The following is a 19,823-nucleotide window of genomic DNA, read 5'->3' as shown; positions in this document are numbered from 1 at the left end:
GCGCCATAATGACAACCGCTTGTGACCACGCCTGCCGCTTAGAGTTGCACCGACAGGCCTGGGCGCCCTCCCCTTCCGCAAAGTCGTGATGCCATGCTGACCTGGTTAAACCGTAACAGCCTCGATTTTCCTCCGCTGGACAAAGCCCTTCGCGAACCTGACGGCCTGCTCGCCGCAGGCGGGGATTTATCGGCAGACCGCCTGATCAAGGCCTACCGGCACGGCTGCTTCCCCTGGTTTCAGGACGGCCAGCCCATTTTGTGGTGGTCGCCGGACCCACGTACGGTGCTGTTCCCTGAAGAGCTGCACGTCTCCCGCAGCCTCGCCAAAGTGATGCGCCAGTCTCGCTACAGCGTGACCTTCGACAACGATTTCGCAAGCGTGATCAAGGCGTGCGCCGCGCCTCGCAGCTACGCCAATGAAACCTGGATCACAGGCCCAATGCAGGAGGCCTACCTTGAGCTGCATCGTCGCGGGTACGCGCACAGCGTCGAAGTCCGGGATCAGGGCGAACTGGTCGGGGGGCTGTACGGCTTGGCGATGGGGCGGCTGTTTTTTGGAGAATCGATGTTCAGTCGCGCAGACAATGCCTCGAAAGTGGGCTTCGCCACTCTGGTAGAGCACCTGACTGACTGGGGGTTTGTACTGATCGACTGCCAGATGCCGACTCAGCACCTGCAAAGCCTTGGCGCACGCTCGATCCCACGCAGGGAGTTCGCAGACTACCTCGCGCAGCACCTCGACCAGCCGACCGACGCGGACTGGTTATCTAGGCGAGTTTGAAAGGCTGGCATACACTCACAGGTATGGATTTACCATTAGGCGGCGATCATGACAGAGCTGGCAAGGCTGAAGTTTTATGCCACTCAACCCCACACCTGCAGTTATCTGCCCGAAGAGCAGGCGACCACCCTGTTTCTGGACCCCAGTCAGCCTATGGATGTGCAGGTCTACGCTGACCTGTCCGACATGGGGTTTCGCCGCAGCGGCGATCATCTTTATCGCCCACATTGCCAGAATTGCAGCGCCTGTGTTCCTGCGCGCATTCCAGTGAAGCTGTTTGTGCCCGACAGGCAGCAAAAACGCATCCTGAAACGTAATGCCGACATTCAGGTCCACAGCGCCAAACCGGTTTTCACTCAAGAATACTTTGATCTTTATCAGCGCTACATCGAGCAGCGTCACGCCGACGGCGACATGTTCCCACCCAGCCGCGAGCAATTTTCGACATTTCTGATTCGAGACCTGCCTTTTTCGCGCTTCTACGAGTTTCGCGTCGAGCAGCGCTTGCTGGCCGTTGCGGTCACAGACCTGCTGCCCAACGGGCTTTCTGCCGTCTATACCTTCTACGAACCTGACGAAGAGCGCCGCAGCCTGGGTCGCTACGCCATTTTATGGCAGATAGCCGAAGCCGCCAGACTTGAACTGCAAGCGGTGTATCTCGGTTACTGGATAAAAAACTGCAAAAAGATGAATTACAAGACCCAATATCGCCCTATCGAGCTGCTGACCAATCAAAGATGGGTCACTCTTTATTGAACCCCTTGGCTTAAACAGGTTTTTTCGGGCACAATGCACGCCGCTTTTGCCTGGCGCCACTTGCACCGGGCCACTCATTTGTATACCGAGGGCTTTACTGCATGTCGAAAGAAGACAGCTTCGAAATGGAAGGCACTGTCGTCGACACCCTGCCCAACACCATGTTCCGCGTGGAGTTGGAAAACGGGCACGTCGTAACCGCGCATATCTCCGGCAAGATGCGCAAGAATTACATCCGCATTCTGACCGGTGACAAGGTTCGTGTAGAACTGACGCCCTATGACCTGAGCAAAGGGCGCATCACTTACCGCGCTCGTTAATCAGGCATTGACGAAAACGCCCGGCATAAGCCGGGCGTTTTTGTTTGTCTGTCTGAAACAGACGCCTGGGTCGCCTGCTCCGCACCAATCAACGATACGGAGCAGGTAACGACGTCAGGCCATCTCTGCCGTAGTTTCAAAGTCGAAGGTGATTTCGCCATCTCTGATGTCGATATGCACCACACCACCGTGCTCGGACAATTCGCCGAACAGGATCTCCTCAGCCAAAGGCCGCTTGATCTTGTCCTGAATCAGACGAGCCATCGGACGTGCGCCCATCGCTGCGTCGTAACCGCCCTGCGCCAGCCAGCTTCTCGCCGCTTCGGAGACTTCGAGCAATACGCGCTTGTCTTCCAGTTGCGCCTGAAGCTCGGTGAGGAACTTGTCGACCACACTCTTGATGACTTCGTGGCTCAGACGACCGAACTGGATGATAGTGTCCAGACGGTTGCGGAATTCCGGCGTGAAGCTCTTCTTGATCACTTCCATCGCGTCAGACGAGTGGTCCTGATGCGTGAAACCGATCGAAGCCCGCGCAGCGGATTCGGCACCGGCGTTGGTGGTCATGATCACGATCACATTGCGGAAATCTGCCTTGCGCCCGTTGTTGTCGGTCAGCGTACCGTGATCCATTACCTGCAGCAGCAGGTTGAAGACCTCAGGGTGCGCTTTTTCGATTTCATCGAGCAACAGCACGCAATGCGGCTGGCGAGTGATGGCCTCTGTCAGCAAGCCGCCCTGATCGAACCCGACATACCCCGGAGGGGCACCGATCAGACGAGACACGGTATGACGCTCCATGTACTCGGACATGTCGAAACGTATCAGTTCGACACCCAGAGCCTTGGCCAGCTGACGCGCCGCTTCGGTCTTGCCGACACCGGTAGGGCCGGCGAACAGGAACGAGCCGACCGGCTTGTCTGGCGACTTGAGACCTGCTCGCGAGAGCTTGATCGCTGTCGACAGCGAGTCAATCGCGGCATCCTGGCCAAACACGGTGAGCTTGAGATCACGCTCCAGGTTACGCAGCAGCTCCTTGTCGGAACTGTTGACGTGCTTAGGGGGAATACGCGCGATCTTCGCAACGATGTCTTCGACCTGCGGCACATCAATGCGCTTGACGCGCTGCTCGACCGGCTGCAGGCGCTGATAGGCACCGGCCTCATCGATTACATCGATGGCCTTGTCAGGCATATGACGGTCATTGATGTAGCGCGACGCAAGTTCTGCAGCAGCGCGCAAGGCCTCATCGCTATATTCGATGCTGTGATGTTGCTCGAAGCGACTTTTCAGGCCGCGCAGGATGCCGATGGTGTCTTCGACCGAAGGCTCGGATACATCGACTTTCTGAAAGCGACGTGCCAAGGCACGGTCTTTTTCGAAAATTCCGCGAAATTCCTGGAACGTCGTCGAACCAATGCAGCGAATATCACCGGAAGACAGCAATGGCTTGAGCAGATTCGACGCATCCATCACGCCACCGGATGCTGCACCGGCGCCGATGATGGTGTGAATCTCGTCAATGAAAAGGATCGCCTGCGGACGTTTGCGCAGCTCATTGAGCAACGCCTTGAAACGCTTCTCGAAGTCGCCGCGGTACTTAGTGCCGGCCAGCAGTGCACCGAGATCAAGCGAATACACGACGCTGTTGGCAAGCAGGTCAGGCACCTGATTGTCGACGATGCGCTTGGCCAGGCCTTCAGCGATGGCCGTCTTGCCGACGCCCGCCTCACCGACCAGCAGGGGGTTGTTCTTGCGACGACGAGCCAGGATCTGAGCCACACGCTCGACTTCGCTTTCGCGGCCGACCAGTGGATCGATACGCCCCTGACGCGCCAGCTCGTTCAAATTGCTGGCATAGGCATCCAGAGGATTGCCTGAGGAAGATGCTTCACCGCCCTCGTCGTCCTGCATATCTTGCTCACCTTCAGAAGGGTGTTCGCCATGCCCTGGGACTTTGGAGATCCCGTGGGCAATGTAGTTGACGACATCAATCCGGGCCACGCTTTGCTGCTTGAGCAAAAATACGGCCTGGCTTTCCTGCTCACTGAAAATTGCAACCAGCACATTGGCGCCGGTGACTTCACGCTTGCCGGAGCTTTGCACATGGAAGACTGCGCGTTGCAGAACGCGCTGGAACCCTAGCGTAGGCTGGGTCTCGCGGTCCTCGTCATGGACGGGGATCAGCGGTGTGGTGGAGTCGATAAACTCCTGCAGATCATGCTTGAGCTTATCGAGGTTTGCGCCGCAGGCACGCAAGACAGTCGCTGCAGCCTCGTTATCCAATAGAGCCAGCAGGAGATGCTCGACCGTCATGAACTCATGACGCTTCGAACGTGCCTCCTTGAAGGCAAGATTGAGGGTGACTTCGAGCTCACGGTTTAACATAGCTTCACCTCATACCCAAGTGGTCGGCGTTTAACCGTCCTTCTCGATCTCACAGAGTAGCGGATGCTGGCTCTCCCTGGCGTATTGATTGACCTGCATTGCCTTGGTCTCGGCGATGTCGCGGGTAAACAATCCGCAGACTGCCCGTCCCTCTGTATGGACGGCCAGCATGACTTTGGTGGCCAGCTCACGATTCAGGTTAAAAAACACCTCGAGCACTTCTACGACGAAATCCATCGGGGTGTAGTCATCGTTGAACAAAACCACCTTGTACATCGGTGGCGCCTGCAGGGTCGGTTTGGCGTCCTGCACCGCGATGCCTGCCGAGTCGTCCTCGTGTGACTGCGGACCATCCTGATTGAATGTTAGTCGAATCTTGCTGAATGCATGCATGGAAAGAAATGTTCGTGTGAGGGCGGATTGAGCCGTTAGTCGCAGTCTGGACGGTTTTTGAATGGAATGTCGCATGACCTTGACTATCAGCTAAACGGTGTTACAAACAATAGAGCCCACATTGGGTAAAAAGGGTCCGCGCAGTCAACCAAAATTTTTGGTGAGGCGGATTGAAGTGGATGATACTCCTGACGGAGTCCTTTGCAGAGGGATATGACAATGCTTAATGGAAAAGTCAAGTGGTTCAATAACGCAAAAGGTTACGGCTTCATACTTGAAGACGGCAAACCTGATGAAGATCTGTTCGCTCACTATTCGGCTATCCAGATGGAAGGATACAAGACCCTGAAAGCTGGTCAACCGGTCAGCTTCGACATTATTCAAGGCCCGAAAGGGAATCACGCGGTAAATATCTCAGCGTCGGCAGCCCGATCAGGCGAACCGGCAATGGCAATAGAGACGCTTGCCCCGCTTCAGCATGAACACGAAGACATTCTCGCGCATGCGTGAAGCCAATCAGTCGAGACAGCCGAGATAGTTCACACAGCGGATCCAGGATCGCCAGATCCAGCTCGCAGCACGCGCAGCAGTACGCAATGAGATTGTGACGGCTTTTAGACCGACGCAACTCGACAGGGTATCGAATTAGCGGGAATTGCACCGCGGATGCCCGACCTTTGACTAACGACGCCACAGCCCCTGCCAGATCACCCATCGCCTTTTCACCTCATTCGCCCATCCTCAAGCTCCTTGCTCGCTCCCGCCAGGTCAGATTTGTCCGTTTTTCAGTCGGCAGCTCGTTCGACCAACGGCGGATATTCATTTTTCGATAGCACGCATAGCATTAATGCCTTGCCCCAATGGTTTGATATACTCGCGCCGTGACCGCAGAGTCATCAAGGCTGACCCGTCTGAAATCTGACCCTCAGCCTTCCAAATGCGTCGGGCCGCTACCTGACCCGACAGCTTGACGCTCGACTGACGCACCCAACATCACCGCGAATAAACCTCGACCTGGCTCATGGCCGAACCGTGGGCAAACGTGCATACCCTGCGCGAATCGAGATTTTGTGCATGTTCAGCAAAACAGAGAGTTAATACGAATGTCCAACCGCTCGAAGATCATCTACACCTTCACCGACGAAGCTCCGGCCCTCGCCACCTACTCCCTGCTGCCTATCATCGAAGCTTTCACGGCAACCTCCGATATCGACGTGGAAACACGCGACATCTCCCTGGCGGGCCGTGTTCTCTCCAGCTTCCCGGAGTCCCTTGGCGCCGATCAGCAAGTGCCGGATCATCTCGCCGAGCTGGGCAAACTGGCGACCACTCCAGAAGCCAACATTATCAAGCTGCCCAATATCAGCGCTTCGGTTCCTCAATTGAAGGCGACCATCAAGGAGCTGCAGGACCAGGGCTACAAGATTCCCGATTACCCTGAGAACCCTTCCACTGACGCGGAAAAAGAAGCCCGCGCACGCTATGACAAAACCAAGGGCAGCGCCGTAAACCCGGTTCTGCGCGAAGGCAACTCCGATCGTCGCGCCCCGCTGTCGGTCAAGAACTATGCGCGCAAGCACCCGCACAAGATGGGCGCCTGGTCTGCTGATTCGAAAGCCCACGTTGCGCACATGAGCAACGGCGACTTCTACGGCAGCGAGAAGGCAGCCCAGATCGAAGCCGACAATTCGGTCAAGATCGAACTCGTCGCCCAGGACGGCACCACCACCGTTCTGAAAGAAAAAACCGCCGTCAAGGCGGGCGAGATTGTCGATTGCTCGGTGATGAGCGCCAAGGCATTGCGCAGCTTCATCGCCGCTGAAATCGAAGACGCCCGCAAGCAGGGCGTGCTGTTCTCGGTGCATCTGAAAGCCACCATGATGAAGATCTCCGATCCGATCATGTTCGGTCAGATCGTCGACGAGTTCTACAAGGACGCGCTGACCAAGCACGCCGATACTCTGAAGCAGATAGGCTTCAGTCTGAACAACGGCATCGGCGACCTGTACGAGCGCATCACCGCTCTGCCCGCCGAGAAGCAGGCTGAAATCAAGGCTGACATCGAAGCGGTCTATGCGGTCCGTCCTCAACTGGCGATGGTCAATTCCGACAAGGGCATCACCAACCTGCACGTGCCAAGCGACGTGATCGTCGATGCATCCATGCCGGCGATGATCCGTGACTCCGGCAAGATGTGGGGCACTGACGGTCAGTTGCACGATGCCAAGGCCGTGATCCCGGATCGCTGCTACGCCACCATTTATCAAGCTGTCATCGACGACTGCAAGAAGAACGGCGCTTTCGACCCGACCACCATGGGCAGCGTGCCGAACGTTGGCCTGATGGCTCAGAAAGCCGAAGAGTACGGCTCCCACGACAAGACCTTCCACATCCAGAGCAGCGGCGTGGTTCGTGTCACCGACAGCCAGGGCAAGCTGCTGATGGAGCAGACTGTAGAAGCTGGCGATATCTGGCGCATGTGCCAGGCCAAGGACGCGCCGATCCAGGACTGGGTAAAGCTCGCCGTCAACCGCGCTCGCGCCAGCAACACGCCGGCGATCTTCTGGCTCGACTCGTCTCGCGCCCACGACAGCGTAATGATCGAGAAAGTGCGCAAGTACCTGGGCGACCATGATACTTCCGGTCTGGACATCCAGATTCTTTCGCCGGTCGACGCCATGAAGCTGACCCTGGAGCGCACTCGCGCTGGCAAGGACACCATTTCGGTGACCGGTAACGTGCTGCGCGACTACCTCACCGACCTGTTCCCGATCATGGAACTGGGCACCAGCGCGAAGATGCTGTCGATCGTTCCGCTGATGAACGGTGGTGGCCTGTTCGAGACCGGTGCTGGCGGTTCGGCCCCCAAGCATGTCCAGCAGTTCGTTGAAGAGAACTTCCTGCGCTGGGACTCGCTGGGCGAGTTTCTGGCCCTGGCAGCCTCTCTGGAACACCTGGGCAACGCCTACAACAACCCGAAGGCACTGGTGCTGTCCAAGACTCTTGACCAGGCCACTGGCGAGTTTCTGGATCGCAACAAGTCGCCATCGCGCAAAGTAGGTGGCATCGACAACCGCGGCAGCCACTTCTACCTGACCCTGTTCTGGGCTCAGGCACTGGCCGCACAGAATGACGATGCGGACTTGAAAGCGCAGTTCACGCCGCTGGCCAAGACCCTGACCGACAACGAAGAAAAAATCGTTGCCGAGCTGAATGCCGTTCAGGGCAAGCCAGTTGATATTGGCGGCTACTACTTCCCTGACGCGGATGTGACCAGCAAAGCCATGCGCCCAAGCGCTACGTTCAACGCGGCCATCGCCGCGCTGTAAGAGGCAAACCGCGTAGCGCATCCATAAATGCGCTGCGTCGCACAAAAAAATCCCTGGCCTGGTGCCGGGGATTTTTGCATTCACAGATAAATTTCAATCCATACCTGCGACAGCCACCCGTTGAGGCTGCTGTCGCAGGTGATTCAATCTTTCAGCGCTCGCGAAAGAAAGTCGCGGATGTATTCGGCGACTTCCGGAGCATGCGTCTCCAGCGCGAAATGACCGGCATCCAGAAGATGCACTTCGGCGTCCGGAACGTCCTTGAGGAATGCCTGCGCTCCAGGCGGTATGAACGCGGGATCGTGCTTGCCCCAGACAGCCAGCAACGCTGGTTGATACGTGCGCAGGTAAGACTGAAATGAAGGGTATGCCGCCACATTGGTGCGGTAGTCGAGAATAAGATCCAGCTGGATTTCTTCTGCGCCCGGTCGTGACATGTACAGAATGTCCAGATTGTAGCCGTCGGGCGAAAGCTTTTCAGGATCAGCCCCGGTACCGTACTGCCAGTCACGTATGGTTTGCGGCGATAACGACGCGCGGCATGCCTCACGATTGGCCGCCGAAGGTTCGCGCCAATAGGCCTGCCAAGGGCCCCACTGATCACTGAAGCCTTCGAGGTAGGCGTTGCCGTTCTGACTGATGATTGCAGTGATTTTTTCCGGATTCGCTGCTGCGAGCCGAAAGCCGGTCGGTGCGCCATAGTCGAATACGTAAAGCGCGTACTTCTTCAGCCCCAGCGCTTCGGTAAAACCCTCGATCACTTTATAAAGGTTTTCAAAGCTGTAATCGAACTGCCCACGCGGCGGCGCCTGAGTGTTGCCGAAACCGGGCAGATCAGGAGCAATAAGGCGGTACTGAGTTGCCAGCAACGGCATCAGGTCACGAAACATGTGGCTGGAACTCGGAAAACCATGAAGCAACAGCAACACTGGAGCGTCCTTGGGTCCTGCTTCGCGGTAGAACACATTTACGTTCCCTACCTGCTGAGTGTGAAACGTCACGCGAGAGGCATCATCAATGTTCATTGCATTTTCCCTGGATGGATATTTGTTGCTGGCAGAAGCGGCACTCACCAAAGATGCCCCGAGAGCAGAAGCAGCGCCTAACGCTGACGCTTGTAAAACCTTGCGACGACTGACACCGGGAGCGGCATTTTCAGCGTCGGCTGAACCGAAGTTTTTCATATGAAAGTCTTACTGGCTGAACGAATGGGTCATCATCCTGATCGTTGCTTCCAGCATTGAGAATCACCATAAAAATCAATTCACCATTTCAAAATATGAAATGCTGATACGATTTCTCATCTCTCATGGCAAGCAGGCGGGACATGGACCGTATTCAGGAAATGACGCTTTTTGCCGGACTTGCCGAGCAAACCAGTTTTGCCGGAGTAGCCCGCCACTTTGGTCTGTCGACCGCAACGGTGACCCGTGCTGTCGCGAGCCTGGAGAGTCGTCTGGGCATCCTGCTGGTGGTACGCACCACCCGCAACATGCGGCTCACCGAGGCGGGCCAGCGCTTCGCCTCTGATTGCCGCCGGCTGCTTGCCGACCTCGATGAGGCCGAAAGCGCAGCAGGCGGTTTGCATGCGCTTCCAGGCGGCCTGCTGACGGTCACGGCACCGCAGATGTTCGGCGCGCTGCATGTTGTGCCCGTAATGACGGGCTTTCTCGAGCGGTTTCCGGCGGTGGACATACGCGCAATTCTGGTCGATCGGGTGGTGTCCATGCTCGATGAAGGCGTCGACGTGGCGGTCAGGATCGGTACCCTGCCCGATTCGTCTCTTACCGCCATCCCGACAGGCAGCGTGCGGCGTATGGTTTGCGCATCCCCTGCCTATCTCGAAAAGCACGGAGCCCCGCAGCATCCCGACGATTTGCGACAACATTCGACAATCTCGACAACCACCGCCGAACGCTCGCCTCACTGGCTTTTCCGGATTGATGGCAAGGATTACTCAGTGGACGTCGGCTCCAGACTAAGCCTGACCTCCTATCAGGCAGCGATCAGCGCAGCATTGCAGGGCTGGGGGCTGACCCAGGTGCCGTATTATCAGATACGCGAGCACTTGCAGGAAGGCAGGCTCAAGTGTGTTCTGGACACTTTCGAAATAATGCCGGAACCGGTTCACGTTGTTTATCTGGAGGGGCGTCGGCGCTCTTCCAAGGTACGAGCTTTTGTAGACTTCTGCGTCAGCGCCCTGAGGCATGATCTGCAGTTCGAGCCAAAATAGCGCGCAAAGCGTTCGGCGTGACCTGTTACGGCTGACTTAACCCTTACTAAAGAGACCATTATCATGACCTGGCAAGCTCACATTACTGTCGCCACGATCGTCGAAGATCAGGGCCGCTTCCTGTTCGTAGAAGAAATGAAAGGCGGCCGTTCGGTCCTCAACCAGCCTGCAGGCCATCTGGACCCTGATGAAAGCCTGCAGCACGCGGCGGTTCGCGAAACCCTGGAAGAAACCGGCTGGGACGTCGAATTGACCAGCGTGGTGGGCATCTATCTGTACACCGCACCGAGCAACGGCGTGACCTACCAGCGTATCTGCTTCGCTGCCAAGGCCCTGAGTCACCGCCCCGACTACTTGCTGGACGACGGGATTGTCGGCCCTGTATGGCTGACACGTGACGAATTACTGGCCCAACAGACACGCTGGCGCAGCGAACTGGTAATGCGCTGCCTGGACGACTACCTGAATGGCGAACATTTCAGTCTCGACCTGCTGCGCGACAAGGCGTGAGACTCGACGCCTTCAGCCTGATAGAATCGCGTCCTTTTACAGGTCAGCCGTTTAATCCCCATGCATGATCCAGCCCCCTCGAACTCAGAAATGAAGCGCGTCATAGTCGGCATGTCCGGCGGCGTGGACTCTTCCGTTTCCGCCGTACTGCTCATGGAGCAGGGTTATCAGGTGGAAGGCTTGTTCATGAAGAACTGGGAAGAAGACGACGGAACGGAATACTGCACCGCTCGCGAAGACCTGGCAGATGCCCAGGCCGTGTGCGACAAGATCGGCATCAAACTGCACACGGCCAACTTCGCTGCCGAGTACTGGGACAACGTCTTCGAGCACTTTCTGGAAGAGTACAAGGCCGGGCGCACGCCCAACCCGGATATCCTCTGCAACCGGGAAATCAAGTTCAAAGCGTTTCTCGACTATGCGTTGATGCTGGGTGCCGACCTTATCGCCACCGGCCACTATGTGCGCCGCCGTGATATCGATGGCCGCACCGAGCTGCTCAAAGGCCTGGACCCGAACAAGGATCAGAGCTATTTCCTGCATGCCGTCGGCGGTGAACAGATCGCCCGGACGCTGTTCCCAGTGGGCGAACTGGAAAAGCCGGAAGTACGGGCCATTGCTGAAAAACACGGCCTTGCCACAGCGAAGAAGAAGGACTCCACCGGGATCTGCTTCATCGGCGAGCGCAGGTTCACCGATTTCCTTCGCCAATACCTGCCAGCACAGCCTGGCGAGATCAAGACCACCACCGGCGAAGTCATCGGGCGCCACAACGGCCTGATGTACCACACCATCGGTCAGCGCCAGGGCCTGGGCATCGGCGGCCTCAAGGACGCCAGCGATGATCCGTGGTACGTGCTGGTCAAGGACCTGGGCGCCAATGAATTGATCGTCGGCCAGGGCAATGACCACCCGTGGCTGTTTTCAAGCGCACTGGTTTCTTCGGAAATCTACTGGGTCAATCCGGTCGACCTGAGCACCCCGCGCAGGCTCACTGCGAAAGTTCGTTATCGTCAGGGCGATCAGCCTTGCACGCTGGAAAAGACCGCTGATGGCTACCGGGCAATTTTTGACGACCCGCAACGCGCAGTGACGCCCGGTCAGTCCGTGGTGTTCTACGATGGCGACATATGTCTGGGCGGCGGCGTAATCGAAATCGCCGAACCCTGGACCAGCAAGGACAAGCGTTGATGACCCCGATTCAGGAACAACTGATTGCCTTGGGCGGAGTATTTCAGGCCGCCGTGCTGGTTGATCGAATCGCCAAGACCGGACAGATCAGCGAAGCGGCACTGAGCTGCATGCTCGGCAGCCTGCTGGTGGTCAACCCGAAAGACACGCTGGACGTCTACGGCGGTGACGACCTCAATCTGCACGAAGGTTATCGCGCCATGGCCAGCGCTCTGGAACGCGACCCTGCCACACTGCAACGCGAACCGTTGCGCTATGCCCTTTCAATGCTCGGCCTCGAGCGGCAACTGGCAAAGCGTGATGATCTGCTCGAAGTGATCGGCAAGCGTATCCCGGTGATTCAGTCTCAGGTCGAACATTTCGGCGTGGCGCATGAAAACGTGATAGCCGCGACCGGCGCGCTGTACCAGGACACACTGAGCACATTGCGCCAACGTATTCAGGTGCAGGGCGACATGCGCAACCTGCAGCAGCCAAACAATGCCTCCAAGATTCGCGCCATTCTGCTGGCAGGCATACGCTCCGCTCGTCTGTGGCGGCAAGTTGGCGGTCATCGCTGGCAGCTGGTATTCAGCCGTCGCAAGTTATTGAAAGAACTGTACCCATTGCTGCACGGCTGATCCGCTGCGCACCAATGGCCCTTCACCACCACCGGCACGACGCTGTCTACGCTGGTCGGCGGACACCGGTCCGCCTGACTTTTCATGTATGATACGCGCCCCTTTTCGTCGCCGACTGTCCGAGAGCATCCCATGCAGCTTTCTTCGCTCACCGCGGTTTCCCCTGTTGATGGCCGCTACGCCGGCAAAACCAAGGCCTTGCGCCCTATTTTCAGCGAATACGGCCTGATCCGTTTTCGCGTGATGGTCGAGGTTCGCTGGCTTCAGCGCCTGGCGGCTCACCCTCAGATCACCGAAGTGCCGGCTTTCTCTGCGCAGGCCAACGCCATCCTCGACACGCTGGCTCAAGACTTCTCCGTGGAGCACGCCGAGCGCGTCAAGGAAATCGAGCGCACCACCAACCACGACGTCAAGGCTGTGGAATACCTGCTCAAGGAGCAGGCCGCAAAGCTGCCCGAGCTGGAGAAGGTCAGCGAGTTCATCCACTTTGCCTGCACCAGCGAAGACATCAATAACCTGTCCCACGCGCTGATGCTGCGTGAAGGCCGCGACAACGTCATGCTGCCGCTGATGCGCCAGATTGCCGACGCCATCCGCGAACTGGCAATACGTTTCGCCGACGTACCGATGCTGTCGCGCACTCACGGCCAGCCCGCCTCCCCGACCACCCTGGGCAAGGAGCTAGCCAACGTCGTTTACCGTCTGGAGCGCCAGATCAAGCAGGTTGCGGCAGTTCCACTGCTGGGCAAGATCAACGGCGCGGTCGGTAACTACAACGCCCACCTCTCTGCCTACGCAGACATCGACTGGGAAGCCAACGCACGCGCCTTCATCGAAGACGAACTGGGCCTGGGCTTCAACCCCTACACCACGCAGATCGAGCCGCATGACTACATTGCCGAGCTGTTCGACGCAATTGCGCGCTTCAACACCATCCTGATCGATTTCGATCGTGATATCTGGGGCTACATCTCTCTGGGCTATTTCAAGCAGCGCACCATCGCTGGCGAAATCGGCTCATCGACCATGCCGCACAAGGTCAACCCGATCGACTTCGAAAACTCCGAAGGCAATCTGGGTATCGCCAACGCGTTGTTTCAGCATCTGGCGAGCAAACTGCCAGTGTCTCGCTGGCAGCGCGACCTGACCGACTCCACCGTGCTGCGCAACCTGGGTGTAGGCTTTGCCCATAGCGTCATTGCCTACGAGGCCAGCCTCAAGGGCATCAGCAAACTGGAGCTCAACGAGCAACGCATCGCTGCTGACCTGGACGCCTGCTGGGAAGTTCTGGCCGAGCCTATCCAGACCGTGATGCGTCGATACAACATCGAAAATCCGTACGAAAAACTGAAAGAACTGACCCGCGGCAAGGGCATTGGCCCGCAAGCGCTGCAGACTTTCATCGACGGTCTGGACATGCCTGCCGAAGCGAAGGCCGAGCTGAAGAAGCTGACGCCTGCCAATTACATCGGTAACGCAGCCGCTCAGGCCAAGCGCATCTGACACGCATAACTATTGCACACGCCCGGCTGTGCCGGGCGTTTTCATTTCAAGGGCTTACACATGAATCCTGACATCCCTCTTCAACTTCTCGGCGGCATCAGCGCTCGGGTTTTCCTGCGCGATTACTGGCAGAAAAAACCGTTGCTGATCCGCCAGGCCTTGCCGGACTTCGAAAGCCCGATCGATGCAGACGAGCTTGCCGGCCTTGCCCTGGAAGAAGAAGTCGAGTCACGGCTGGTCATCGAAAACGGCGAGCGCCCTTGGGAGCTGCGTCGCGGCCCGTTCGCCGAAGACGAGTTCAGCAAACTGCCCGAGCGCGACTGGACTCTGCTGGTACAGGCGGTGGATCAATTCGTCCCGGAAGTCAGCGAGCTGCTGGAAAATTTCCGTTTTCTGCCAAGCTGGCGTATTGACGATGTGATGATCAGCTATGCGGCGCCCGGCGGCAGCGTGGGTCCGCATTTCGACAACTACGACGTGTTCCTGCTTCAGGGTCATGGCAAGCGCCATTGGCAGATCGGCCAGATGTGCGATGCCGAAAGCCCGCTGCTGCAGCACGCGGACCTGCGCATCCTTGCCGAATTCGAGAAGACCGAAGAATGGACGCTGGAGCCAGGTGACATGCTGTACCTGCCACCGCGCCTGGCGCACTGCGGCGTTGCAGTGGATGACTGCCTGACCTACTCGGTCGGCTTTCGCGCACCCAGCGCCGCTGAGGTCCTGACCCACTTTACCGACTTCCTCAGCCAGTTCATTCCGGATGAAGAGCGCTACACCGACGCCGATGCGCAGCCGGTCAGCGACCCTCACCAGATCCAGCATGACGCACTTGATCGGCTCAAGGCGCTGCTCACGGAGCACATGAGTGATGAACGACTGCTGCTGACCTGGTTCGGTCAGTTCATGACTGAGCCGCGCTATCCGGAGCTGGTAACCGGTCCGGAACTGCAGGAACAGGACTTGCTCGACAGCCTGGAGCAAGGAGCCGTACTCATACGCAACCCGAGTGCAAGGCTGGCCTGGTCGGAGGTTGATGACGATCTGCTACTATTTGCCAGCGGGCAGAGTCGCCTGCTACCGGGCAGCCTGCGCGAACTGCTCAAACTTATCTGCGCTGCCGACGCGCTGCACAGCGAAAACCTCGGCCAATGGTTGGCCGACGACGAGGGACGCAATTTGCTTTGCGAACTCGTAAAACAAGGAAGCCTGGGATTTGCCGATGAATAAAGTCACCGTAGCTGCCGCACAATGGCAGAAAAACAACGCCGATATACGACGCATACGCGAGTCAGTATTTATCGTCGAGCAGTCAGTTCCCGCCGAGCTGGAGTGGGATGCCGAAGACGCCGATGCGGTGCATTTTCTGGCCTACGAAGGTGACTACGCGATAGGTACAGCACGCCTGTTGAATGGCGGTGAAATTGGTCGTCTTTCAGTACTCAAGGATTGGCGTGGCCTTAGAGTTGGTGAAATGTTGCTTGAGGCGGTGCTTCTGGAGGCAGAGAAACGCGGGTTCACCACGTTGAGACTCAGCGCTCAGGTACAGGCGGTGGAGTTTTACCAGCGTTATGGCTTTCAGATAACCAGCAAGGAATTTCTCGAAGCCGGTTTGCCCCATGTCGATATGCTTCGCCAGGAAGCGTAACGAACCTGGATCATGTAGGCGGTTTTAAAAGCACTACATAATTGACGCCCTGCCCTTCGAAGGCTGGTATCACTCATACCAGACTGACAAAAGGCAGGGCGTTTTTGCGTCTGGCCATTCAGTTTGCATCCATAACGGCCGACACAGAGGCACACTCATGCGTAATGCATGCGTGCATCACGTGTCACGCGCCCATCGCGGAGAATGAACATGCTTTTACGCACTTTGCTTGTCACACTGCTCATCGCATTCAGTGCCAGCGCGCTGGCGGCGACTGAAGTGGTCCCGCTCAACTATCGCACCAGCGCAGACCTGCTGCCGGTGGCCAAATCCTTTATAGGGTCAGACGGTACCGTCAGCGCTTATGGCAACCAGCTGATAGTCAACGCCGACTCGCGCAAGATCGAAGAGCTTCGTGCACTTATCTCGCAGCTGGACACTGCACCAAAGCGCCTGTTGATCAGTGTCGATACCAGCGACACCGCCATGCGCAGCAGCGGCGGCTCTCAGGTTATCGAGTATGGCACTGCCAGCCGCGAGGGCGGCGTGCAACAGGTACAGACCAGCGAAGGCACACCGGCGCTGATTCAGGTCGGACAAAGCGTTCCGCTGACCTCCTCCTCTACGGACTCTTACGGCTATTCGCAGAACAACACCGAGTACCGCAATGTGACTCAGGGGTTTTACGTCACGGCCAGCGTGACCGGCGATACCGTGCACCTCAATATCAGCACCAACCATGACCGCATGAGCCAGGAACAGCCCGACGCCATCAAGGTGCAAAGCACCGACAGCCAGGTCAGCGGGAGGCTAGGCGAATGGATCACCCTTGCAAGCAATAGCGACCAGTCTGTTGCTGACCAGAGAGGTATCGCACAACGCTATTCGACGCAGGGTCGAAACGACATGGTATTGCGAGTCAAGGTCGAAACGCTTGAGTAACAAGGGCTGGCGTGAAAGCCAGCACTTGCGGGCCTTTTAATGACTATCCGGTCTCACCTTACAAATATGTAGTGATTCAAAAAAAGCACTACAAAACGTTTGACGCCCTTCCAGACCCCAAGGCATGATTGCCTCGCTCCCGCTGCCTGGAGCCCACGGTGACACGCGCCCTGATCGTTACGCGCCGAGCAGCGAGCAGCCATTTACAGTGCCATGAGACACGAGGCATTTGGCGGAGCAGGACTTTAATCGAGACCTACTTCCTGGGGTTTATGAAATGGCACTGACACGCGAACAACAAATAGCGGCTCTCGAAAAAGACTGGGCTGAAAATCCGCGCTGGAAAAACGTGACCCGCACTTATTCTGCAACTGATGTGGTCCGCCTGCGAGGCTCGGTTCAACCTGAACACACCTTTGCAAAACTGGGCGCCGACAAGTTGTGGAACCTAGTGACGCAAGGTGCCAAACCTTCATTTCGCCCTGACAAGGACTTCGTAAACTGCATGGGTGCGCTGACCGGCGGCCAGGCGGTTCAGCAAGTCAAGGCCGGGATTCAGGCCATCTACCTGTCCGGCTGGCAAGTCGCCGCCGACAACAACTCCGCCGAGTCCATGTACCCGGATCAGTCGCTGTACCCGGTGGACTCGGTTCCCACGGTAGTGAAACGCATCAACAACGCGTTTCGCCGTGCCGACCAGATCCAGTGGAAGGCTGGCAAGGCGCCTGGGGATGAGGGTTACATCGACTACTTCGCGCCTATCGTGGCCGACGCGGAAGCCGGCTTTGGTGGAGTACTCAACGCCTACGAACTGATGAAGAGCATGATCGAGGCCGGCGCTGCTGGCGTCCACTTCGAGGATCAGCTCGCCTCAGTGAAGAAATGCGGCCACATGGGCGGCAAAGTGCTGGTACCAACTCAGGAGGCCATCCAGAAGCTGGTTGCTGCGCGCCTTGCCGCCGACGTTGCCGGGGTGCCAACGATTATTCTGGCCCGCACCGACGCCAACGCCGCCGATCTGCTGACTTCCGACTGTGACCCTTACGACAAACCTTTCGTGACCGGCCAGCGCACGCATGAAGGGTTCTACAAAGTTCGCGCGGGTCTTGATCAAGCCATTTCACGCGGCCTGGCTTACGCGCCCTATGCAGACCTGATCTGGTGCGAAACGGCGAAACCGGATCTGGACGAAGCACGTCGCTTTGCCGAAGCGATCAAAAAGGAGTACCCGGATCAGTTGCTGTCGTACAACTGCTCGCCCTCCTTCAACTGGAAGAAAAACCTCGACGACGCGACCATTGCCAAATTTCAGCGCGAACTGTCAGCCATGGGCTACAAGCACCAGTTCATTACCCTGGCGGGCATCCACAACATGTGGCACAGCATGTTCAACCTGGCGCACGACTACGCGCGCAACGACATGACGGCATATGTGAAGCTGCAGGAACAGGAGTTCGCCGATGCCGCCAAGGGCTACACCTTTGTGGCTCACCAGCAGGAGGTAGGTACCGGTTATTTCGACGACATGACCACCGTGATCCAGGGCGGCGTGTCTTCAGTGACCGCACTTACCGGCTCCACAGAAGAAGAGCAATTCCACTGACCCATCGCGCAACGCGTTGAAAAAACAGGCCGTCCGTAGGGGCGGCCTGTTTTTTCTGTCAGGCATTGCCTGAATTGACCTTGGACAATCATCTGCTCTTTCAGAAATGCTAAAAAGGGCGCACTTTCTAACTGTCATTGCTGACAACTACCGCTTGACTAACTAGGCATAAACTATCCAGAGCGTTTAAATGATATCAATTATCATTCAAATTTCGTTTCGCCCTTTTTTGTCTTCTGGAAATATAATCGCCGAAAAACCTGTCAGTGCCCGCCTGGCAGGGCCTGCAGCCCAGTCAGAGGGCAGACTGTGATTGATTCGGTAAATAAATTTGATGTAGAAAATTTACTTGCCAACTGTTTGCACATAAAATCAATTCGTTGACCGCGCTGCGACATTTCGTCACTGCCTCGACTCTTTATCAAGCACAGAGACCTTTGCTCTCTAACAAGGACTGCCAGCATGCCCGAATCGACAGGTCTGATTGCCCACAATTGGGGCTTCGCCATTTTCCTTTTGGGGGTTGTCGGCCTTTGCGCCTTCATGCTCGGTCTGTCCAGCCTGCTCGGAAGCAAGGCCTGGGGCCGCAGCAAGAACGAACCTTTCGAATCCGGCATGCTGCCAACCGGCAGTGCGCGTCTGCGGCTCTCCGCAAAATTCTATCTGGTCGCGATGCTTTTCGTGATCTTTGACATCGAAGCCCTTTTTCTCTTTGCCTGGTCTGTGTCCGTCCGCGAAAGCGGCTGGACCGGATTCGCCGAAGCTCTCGTTTTCATAGCAATTCTGTTGGCAGGTCTTGTCTACCTATGGCGGGTTGGCGCTCTTGACTGGGCTCCTGAAGGTCGCCGTAATCGGCAAGCGAAGCTGAAACAATGAGGCTTTGGCGATGCAATATAATCTCACCAGGATCGACCCGGACGCTCCTAACGAGCAGTACCCCATCGGCAAGCGGGAAACCGTCTCCGATCCGTTAGAAGATCAAGTCCACAAAAACATCTACATGGGCAAGCTGGAAGACGTGCTGAACGGTGCGGTCAACTGGGGTCGCAAGAACTCCCTTTGGCCTTACAACTTCGGCCTGTCGTGCTGCTATGTGGAAATGACCACTGCCTTCACGGCTCCCCATGACATCGCACGCTTCGGCGCCGAAGTCATCAGGGCATCGCCGCGTCAGGCAGACTTCATGGTTATTGCCGGTACCTGCTTCATCAAGATGGCGCCGATCATCCAGCGTCTCTACGAGCAAATGCTCGAGCCCAAGTGGGTCATTTCCATGGGCTCGTGTGCCAACTCCGGTGGCATGTACGACATCTACTCAGTGGTCCAGGGGGTGGACAAATTCCTTCCCGTGGATGTCTACGTGCCCGGCTGCCCGCCCCGCCCCGAAGCTTTTCTGCAAGGCCTGATGCTGCTGCAGGAATCCATCGGCAAGGAGCGTCGCCCACTTTCCTGGGTTGTAGGCGATCAAGGCGTGTACCGCGCCGAGATGCCTTCGCAAAAGGAACAGCGCCGCGAACAGCGTATTCAGGTGACCAACCTGCGCAGCCCCGACGAAGTCTGATACAGCCCGTTCTGCTTATAAAAAAGACAGGAACCGGGGTTGATTC

19 protein-coding genes are annotated in these 19,823 nt (G+C 57.2%); 16 read left to right on the top strand and 3 right to left on the bottom strand.

What is annotated here, in order from left to right; translation table 11 throughout:
* Window positions 1-93: 93 nt before the first annotated feature.
* From aat to infA, 3 genes are all read left to right on the top strand, one after another.
* The gene (gene aat / locus ALO43_RS06770; RefSeq protein WP_005892720.1) at window positions 94-783 is read left to right on the top strand and encodes a leucyl/phenylalanyl-tRNA--protein transferase; all 690 of its coding nucleotides are present in this window, start codon (window positions 94-96) and stop codon (window positions 781-783) included.
* Window positions 784-831: 48 nt separating this feature from the next.
* A complete protein-coding gene (locus tag ALO43_RS06765) occupies window positions 832-1,539 on the top strand; it encodes an arginyltransferase (protein ID WP_005892717.1) in 708 nt (235 codons plus the stop codon).
* A gap of 101 nt (window positions 1,540-1,640) precedes the next feature.
* Window positions 1,641-1,859: a translation initiation factor IF-1 gene (infA, locus tag ALO43_RS06760; RefSeq protein WP_002553999.1), complete on the top strand. Its 219-nt coding sequence runs from the start codon at window positions 1,641-1,643 to the stop codon at window positions 1,857-1,859.
* A gap of 114 nt (window positions 1,860-1,973) precedes the next feature.
* On the opposite strand, the gene clpA is transcribed toward infA, so the two are convergent.
* Together clpA and clpS are read right to left on the bottom strand one after the other, a co-directional pair.
* Window positions 1,974-4,247 (bottom strand): ATP-dependent Clp protease ATP-binding subunit ClpA, encoded by a 2,274-nt coding sequence (gene clpA, locus ALO43_RS06755; RefSeq protein WP_024670029.1) that lies wholly within the window; start codon window positions 4,245-4,247, stop codon window positions 1,974-1,976.
* A gap of 30 nt (window positions 4,248-4,277) precedes the next feature.
* The gene (clpS, locus tag ALO43_RS06750; protein WP_004884680.1) at window positions 4,278-4,640 is read right to left on the bottom strand and encodes an ATP-dependent Clp protease adapter ClpS; all 363 of its coding nucleotides are present in this window, start codon (window positions 4,638-4,640) and stop codon (window positions 4,278-4,280) included.
* Window positions 4,641-4,859: 219 nt separating this feature from the next.
* On the opposite strand from clpS, the gene cspD reads away from it, so the two are divergent.
* Together cspD and ALO43_RS06740 are read left to right on the top strand one after the other, a co-directional pair.
* The gene (cspD, locus tag ALO43_RS06745) at window positions 4,860-5,150 is read left to right on the top strand and encodes a cold shock domain-containing protein CspD (protein WP_083492126.1); all 291 of its coding nucleotides are present in this window, start codon (window positions 4,860-4,862) and stop codon (window positions 5,148-5,150) included.
* Window positions 5,151-5,743: 593 nt separating this feature from the next.
* Window positions 5,744-7,969 carry an NADP-dependent isocitrate dehydrogenase gene (locus tag ALO43_RS06740; protein ID WP_054997285.1) on the top strand — a complete coding sequence of 742 codons (2,226 nt, stop codon included), beginning with the start codon at window positions 5,744-5,746 and terminating at the stop codon, window positions 7,967-7,969.
* 143 nt (window positions 7,970-8,112) lie between these two features.
* Here the strand turns inward: ALO43_RS06740 and ALO43_RS06735 are convergent, their stop codons facing one another.
* Window positions 8,113-8,994, bottom strand: a complete 882-nt coding sequence (locus ALO43_RS06735; protein ID WP_054997284.1) for an alpha/beta fold hydrolase — start codon at window positions 8,992-8,994, stop codon at window positions 8,113-8,115.
* Between the two features lie 302 nt (window positions 8,995-9,296).
* Here ALO43_RS06735 and ALO43_RS06730 point away from each other — a divergent pair, with 302 nt between their 5' ends.
* The 11 genes from ALO43_RS06730 to ALO43_RS06680 all read left to right on the top strand — a co-directional run bounded on the left by ALO43_RS06730 (window position 9,297) and on the right by ALO43_RS06680 (window position 19,777).
* Entirely contained in the window at window positions 9,297-10,202 is a 906-nt protein-coding gene (locus tag ALO43_RS06730; RefSeq protein ID WP_054997283.1) for a LysR family transcriptional regulator, read from the top strand.
* Between the two features lie 63 nt (window positions 10,203-10,265).
* A complete protein-coding gene (locus ALO43_RS06725; RefSeq protein WP_054997282.1) occupies window positions 10,266-10,712 on the top strand; it encodes an NUDIX hydrolase in 447 nt (148 codons plus the stop codon).
* 60 nt (window positions 10,713-10,772) lie between these two features.
* A complete protein-coding gene (gene mnmA, locus ALO43_RS06720) occupies window positions 10,773-11,903 on the top strand; it encodes a tRNA 2-thiouridine(34) synthase MnmA (RefSeq protein WP_024670035.1) in 1,131 nt (376 codons plus the stop codon).
* Window positions 11,903-12,523 (top strand): high frequency lysogenization protein HflD, encoded by a 621-nt coding sequence (hflD, locus tag ALO43_RS06715; RefSeq protein WP_024670036.1) that lies wholly within the window; start codon window positions 11,903-11,905, stop codon window positions 12,521-12,523. Before mnmA ends, hflD begins: the two co-directional genes overlap by 1 nt.
* 132 nt (window positions 12,524-12,655) lie before the next feature.
* Window positions 12,656-14,026: an adenylosuccinate lyase gene (gene purB / locus ALO43_RS06710; protein WP_054997281.1), complete on the top strand. Its 1,371-nt coding sequence runs from the start codon at window positions 12,656-12,658 to the stop codon at window positions 14,024-14,026.
* 60 nt (window positions 14,027-14,086) lie between these two features.
* Window positions 14,087-15,253, top strand: a complete 1,167-nt coding sequence (locus ALO43_RS06705; protein ID WP_005892681.1) for a ribosomal protein uL16 3-hydroxylase — start codon at window positions 14,087-14,089, stop codon at window positions 15,251-15,253.
* The gene (locus tag ALO43_RS06700; RefSeq protein WP_005892679.1) at window positions 15,246-15,671 is read left to right on the top strand and encodes a GNAT family N-acetyltransferase; all 426 of its coding nucleotides are present in this window, start codon (window positions 15,246-15,248) and stop codon (window positions 15,669-15,671) included. Before ALO43_RS06705 ends, ALO43_RS06700 begins: the two co-directional genes overlap by 8 nt.
* A gap of 204 nt (window positions 15,672-15,875) precedes the next feature.
* Window positions 15,876-16,613, top strand: a complete 738-nt coding sequence (locus ALO43_RS06695; RefSeq protein WP_024670037.1) for a secretin N-terminal domain-containing protein — start codon at window positions 15,876-15,878, stop codon at window positions 16,611-16,613.
* A gap of 277 nt (window positions 16,614-16,890) precedes the next feature.
* Entirely contained in the window at window positions 16,891-18,216 is a 1,326-nt protein-coding gene (gene aceA, locus ALO43_RS06690) for an isocitrate lyase (protein ID WP_054997280.1), read from the top strand.
* Window positions 18,217-18,678: 462 nt separating this feature from the next.
* Window positions 18,679-19,092, top strand: a complete 414-nt coding sequence (locus ALO43_RS06685) for an NADH-quinone oxidoreductase subunit A (protein ID WP_005892671.1) — start codon at window positions 18,679-18,681, stop codon at window positions 19,090-19,092.
* A 10-nt stretch (window positions 19,093-19,102) separates the two neighbouring features.
* Window positions 19,103-19,777 (top strand): NuoB/complex I 20 kDa subunit family protein, encoded by a 675-nt coding sequence (locus ALO43_RS06680; RefSeq protein ID WP_002554012.1) that lies wholly within the window; start codon window positions 19,103-19,105, stop codon window positions 19,775-19,777.
* The last annotated feature ends 46 nt before the right edge of the window (window positions 19,778-19,823 follow it).

Source organism: Pseudomonas tremae (assembly GCF_001401155.1).
GTDB lineage: Bacteria > Pseudomonadota > Gammaproteobacteria > Pseudomonadales > Pseudomonadaceae > Aquipseudomonas > Aquipseudomonas tremae.
The sequence above is the reverse complement of the archived record's forward strand: the minus strand, read 5'-3'. Positions and strand labels throughout refer to the sequence as shown.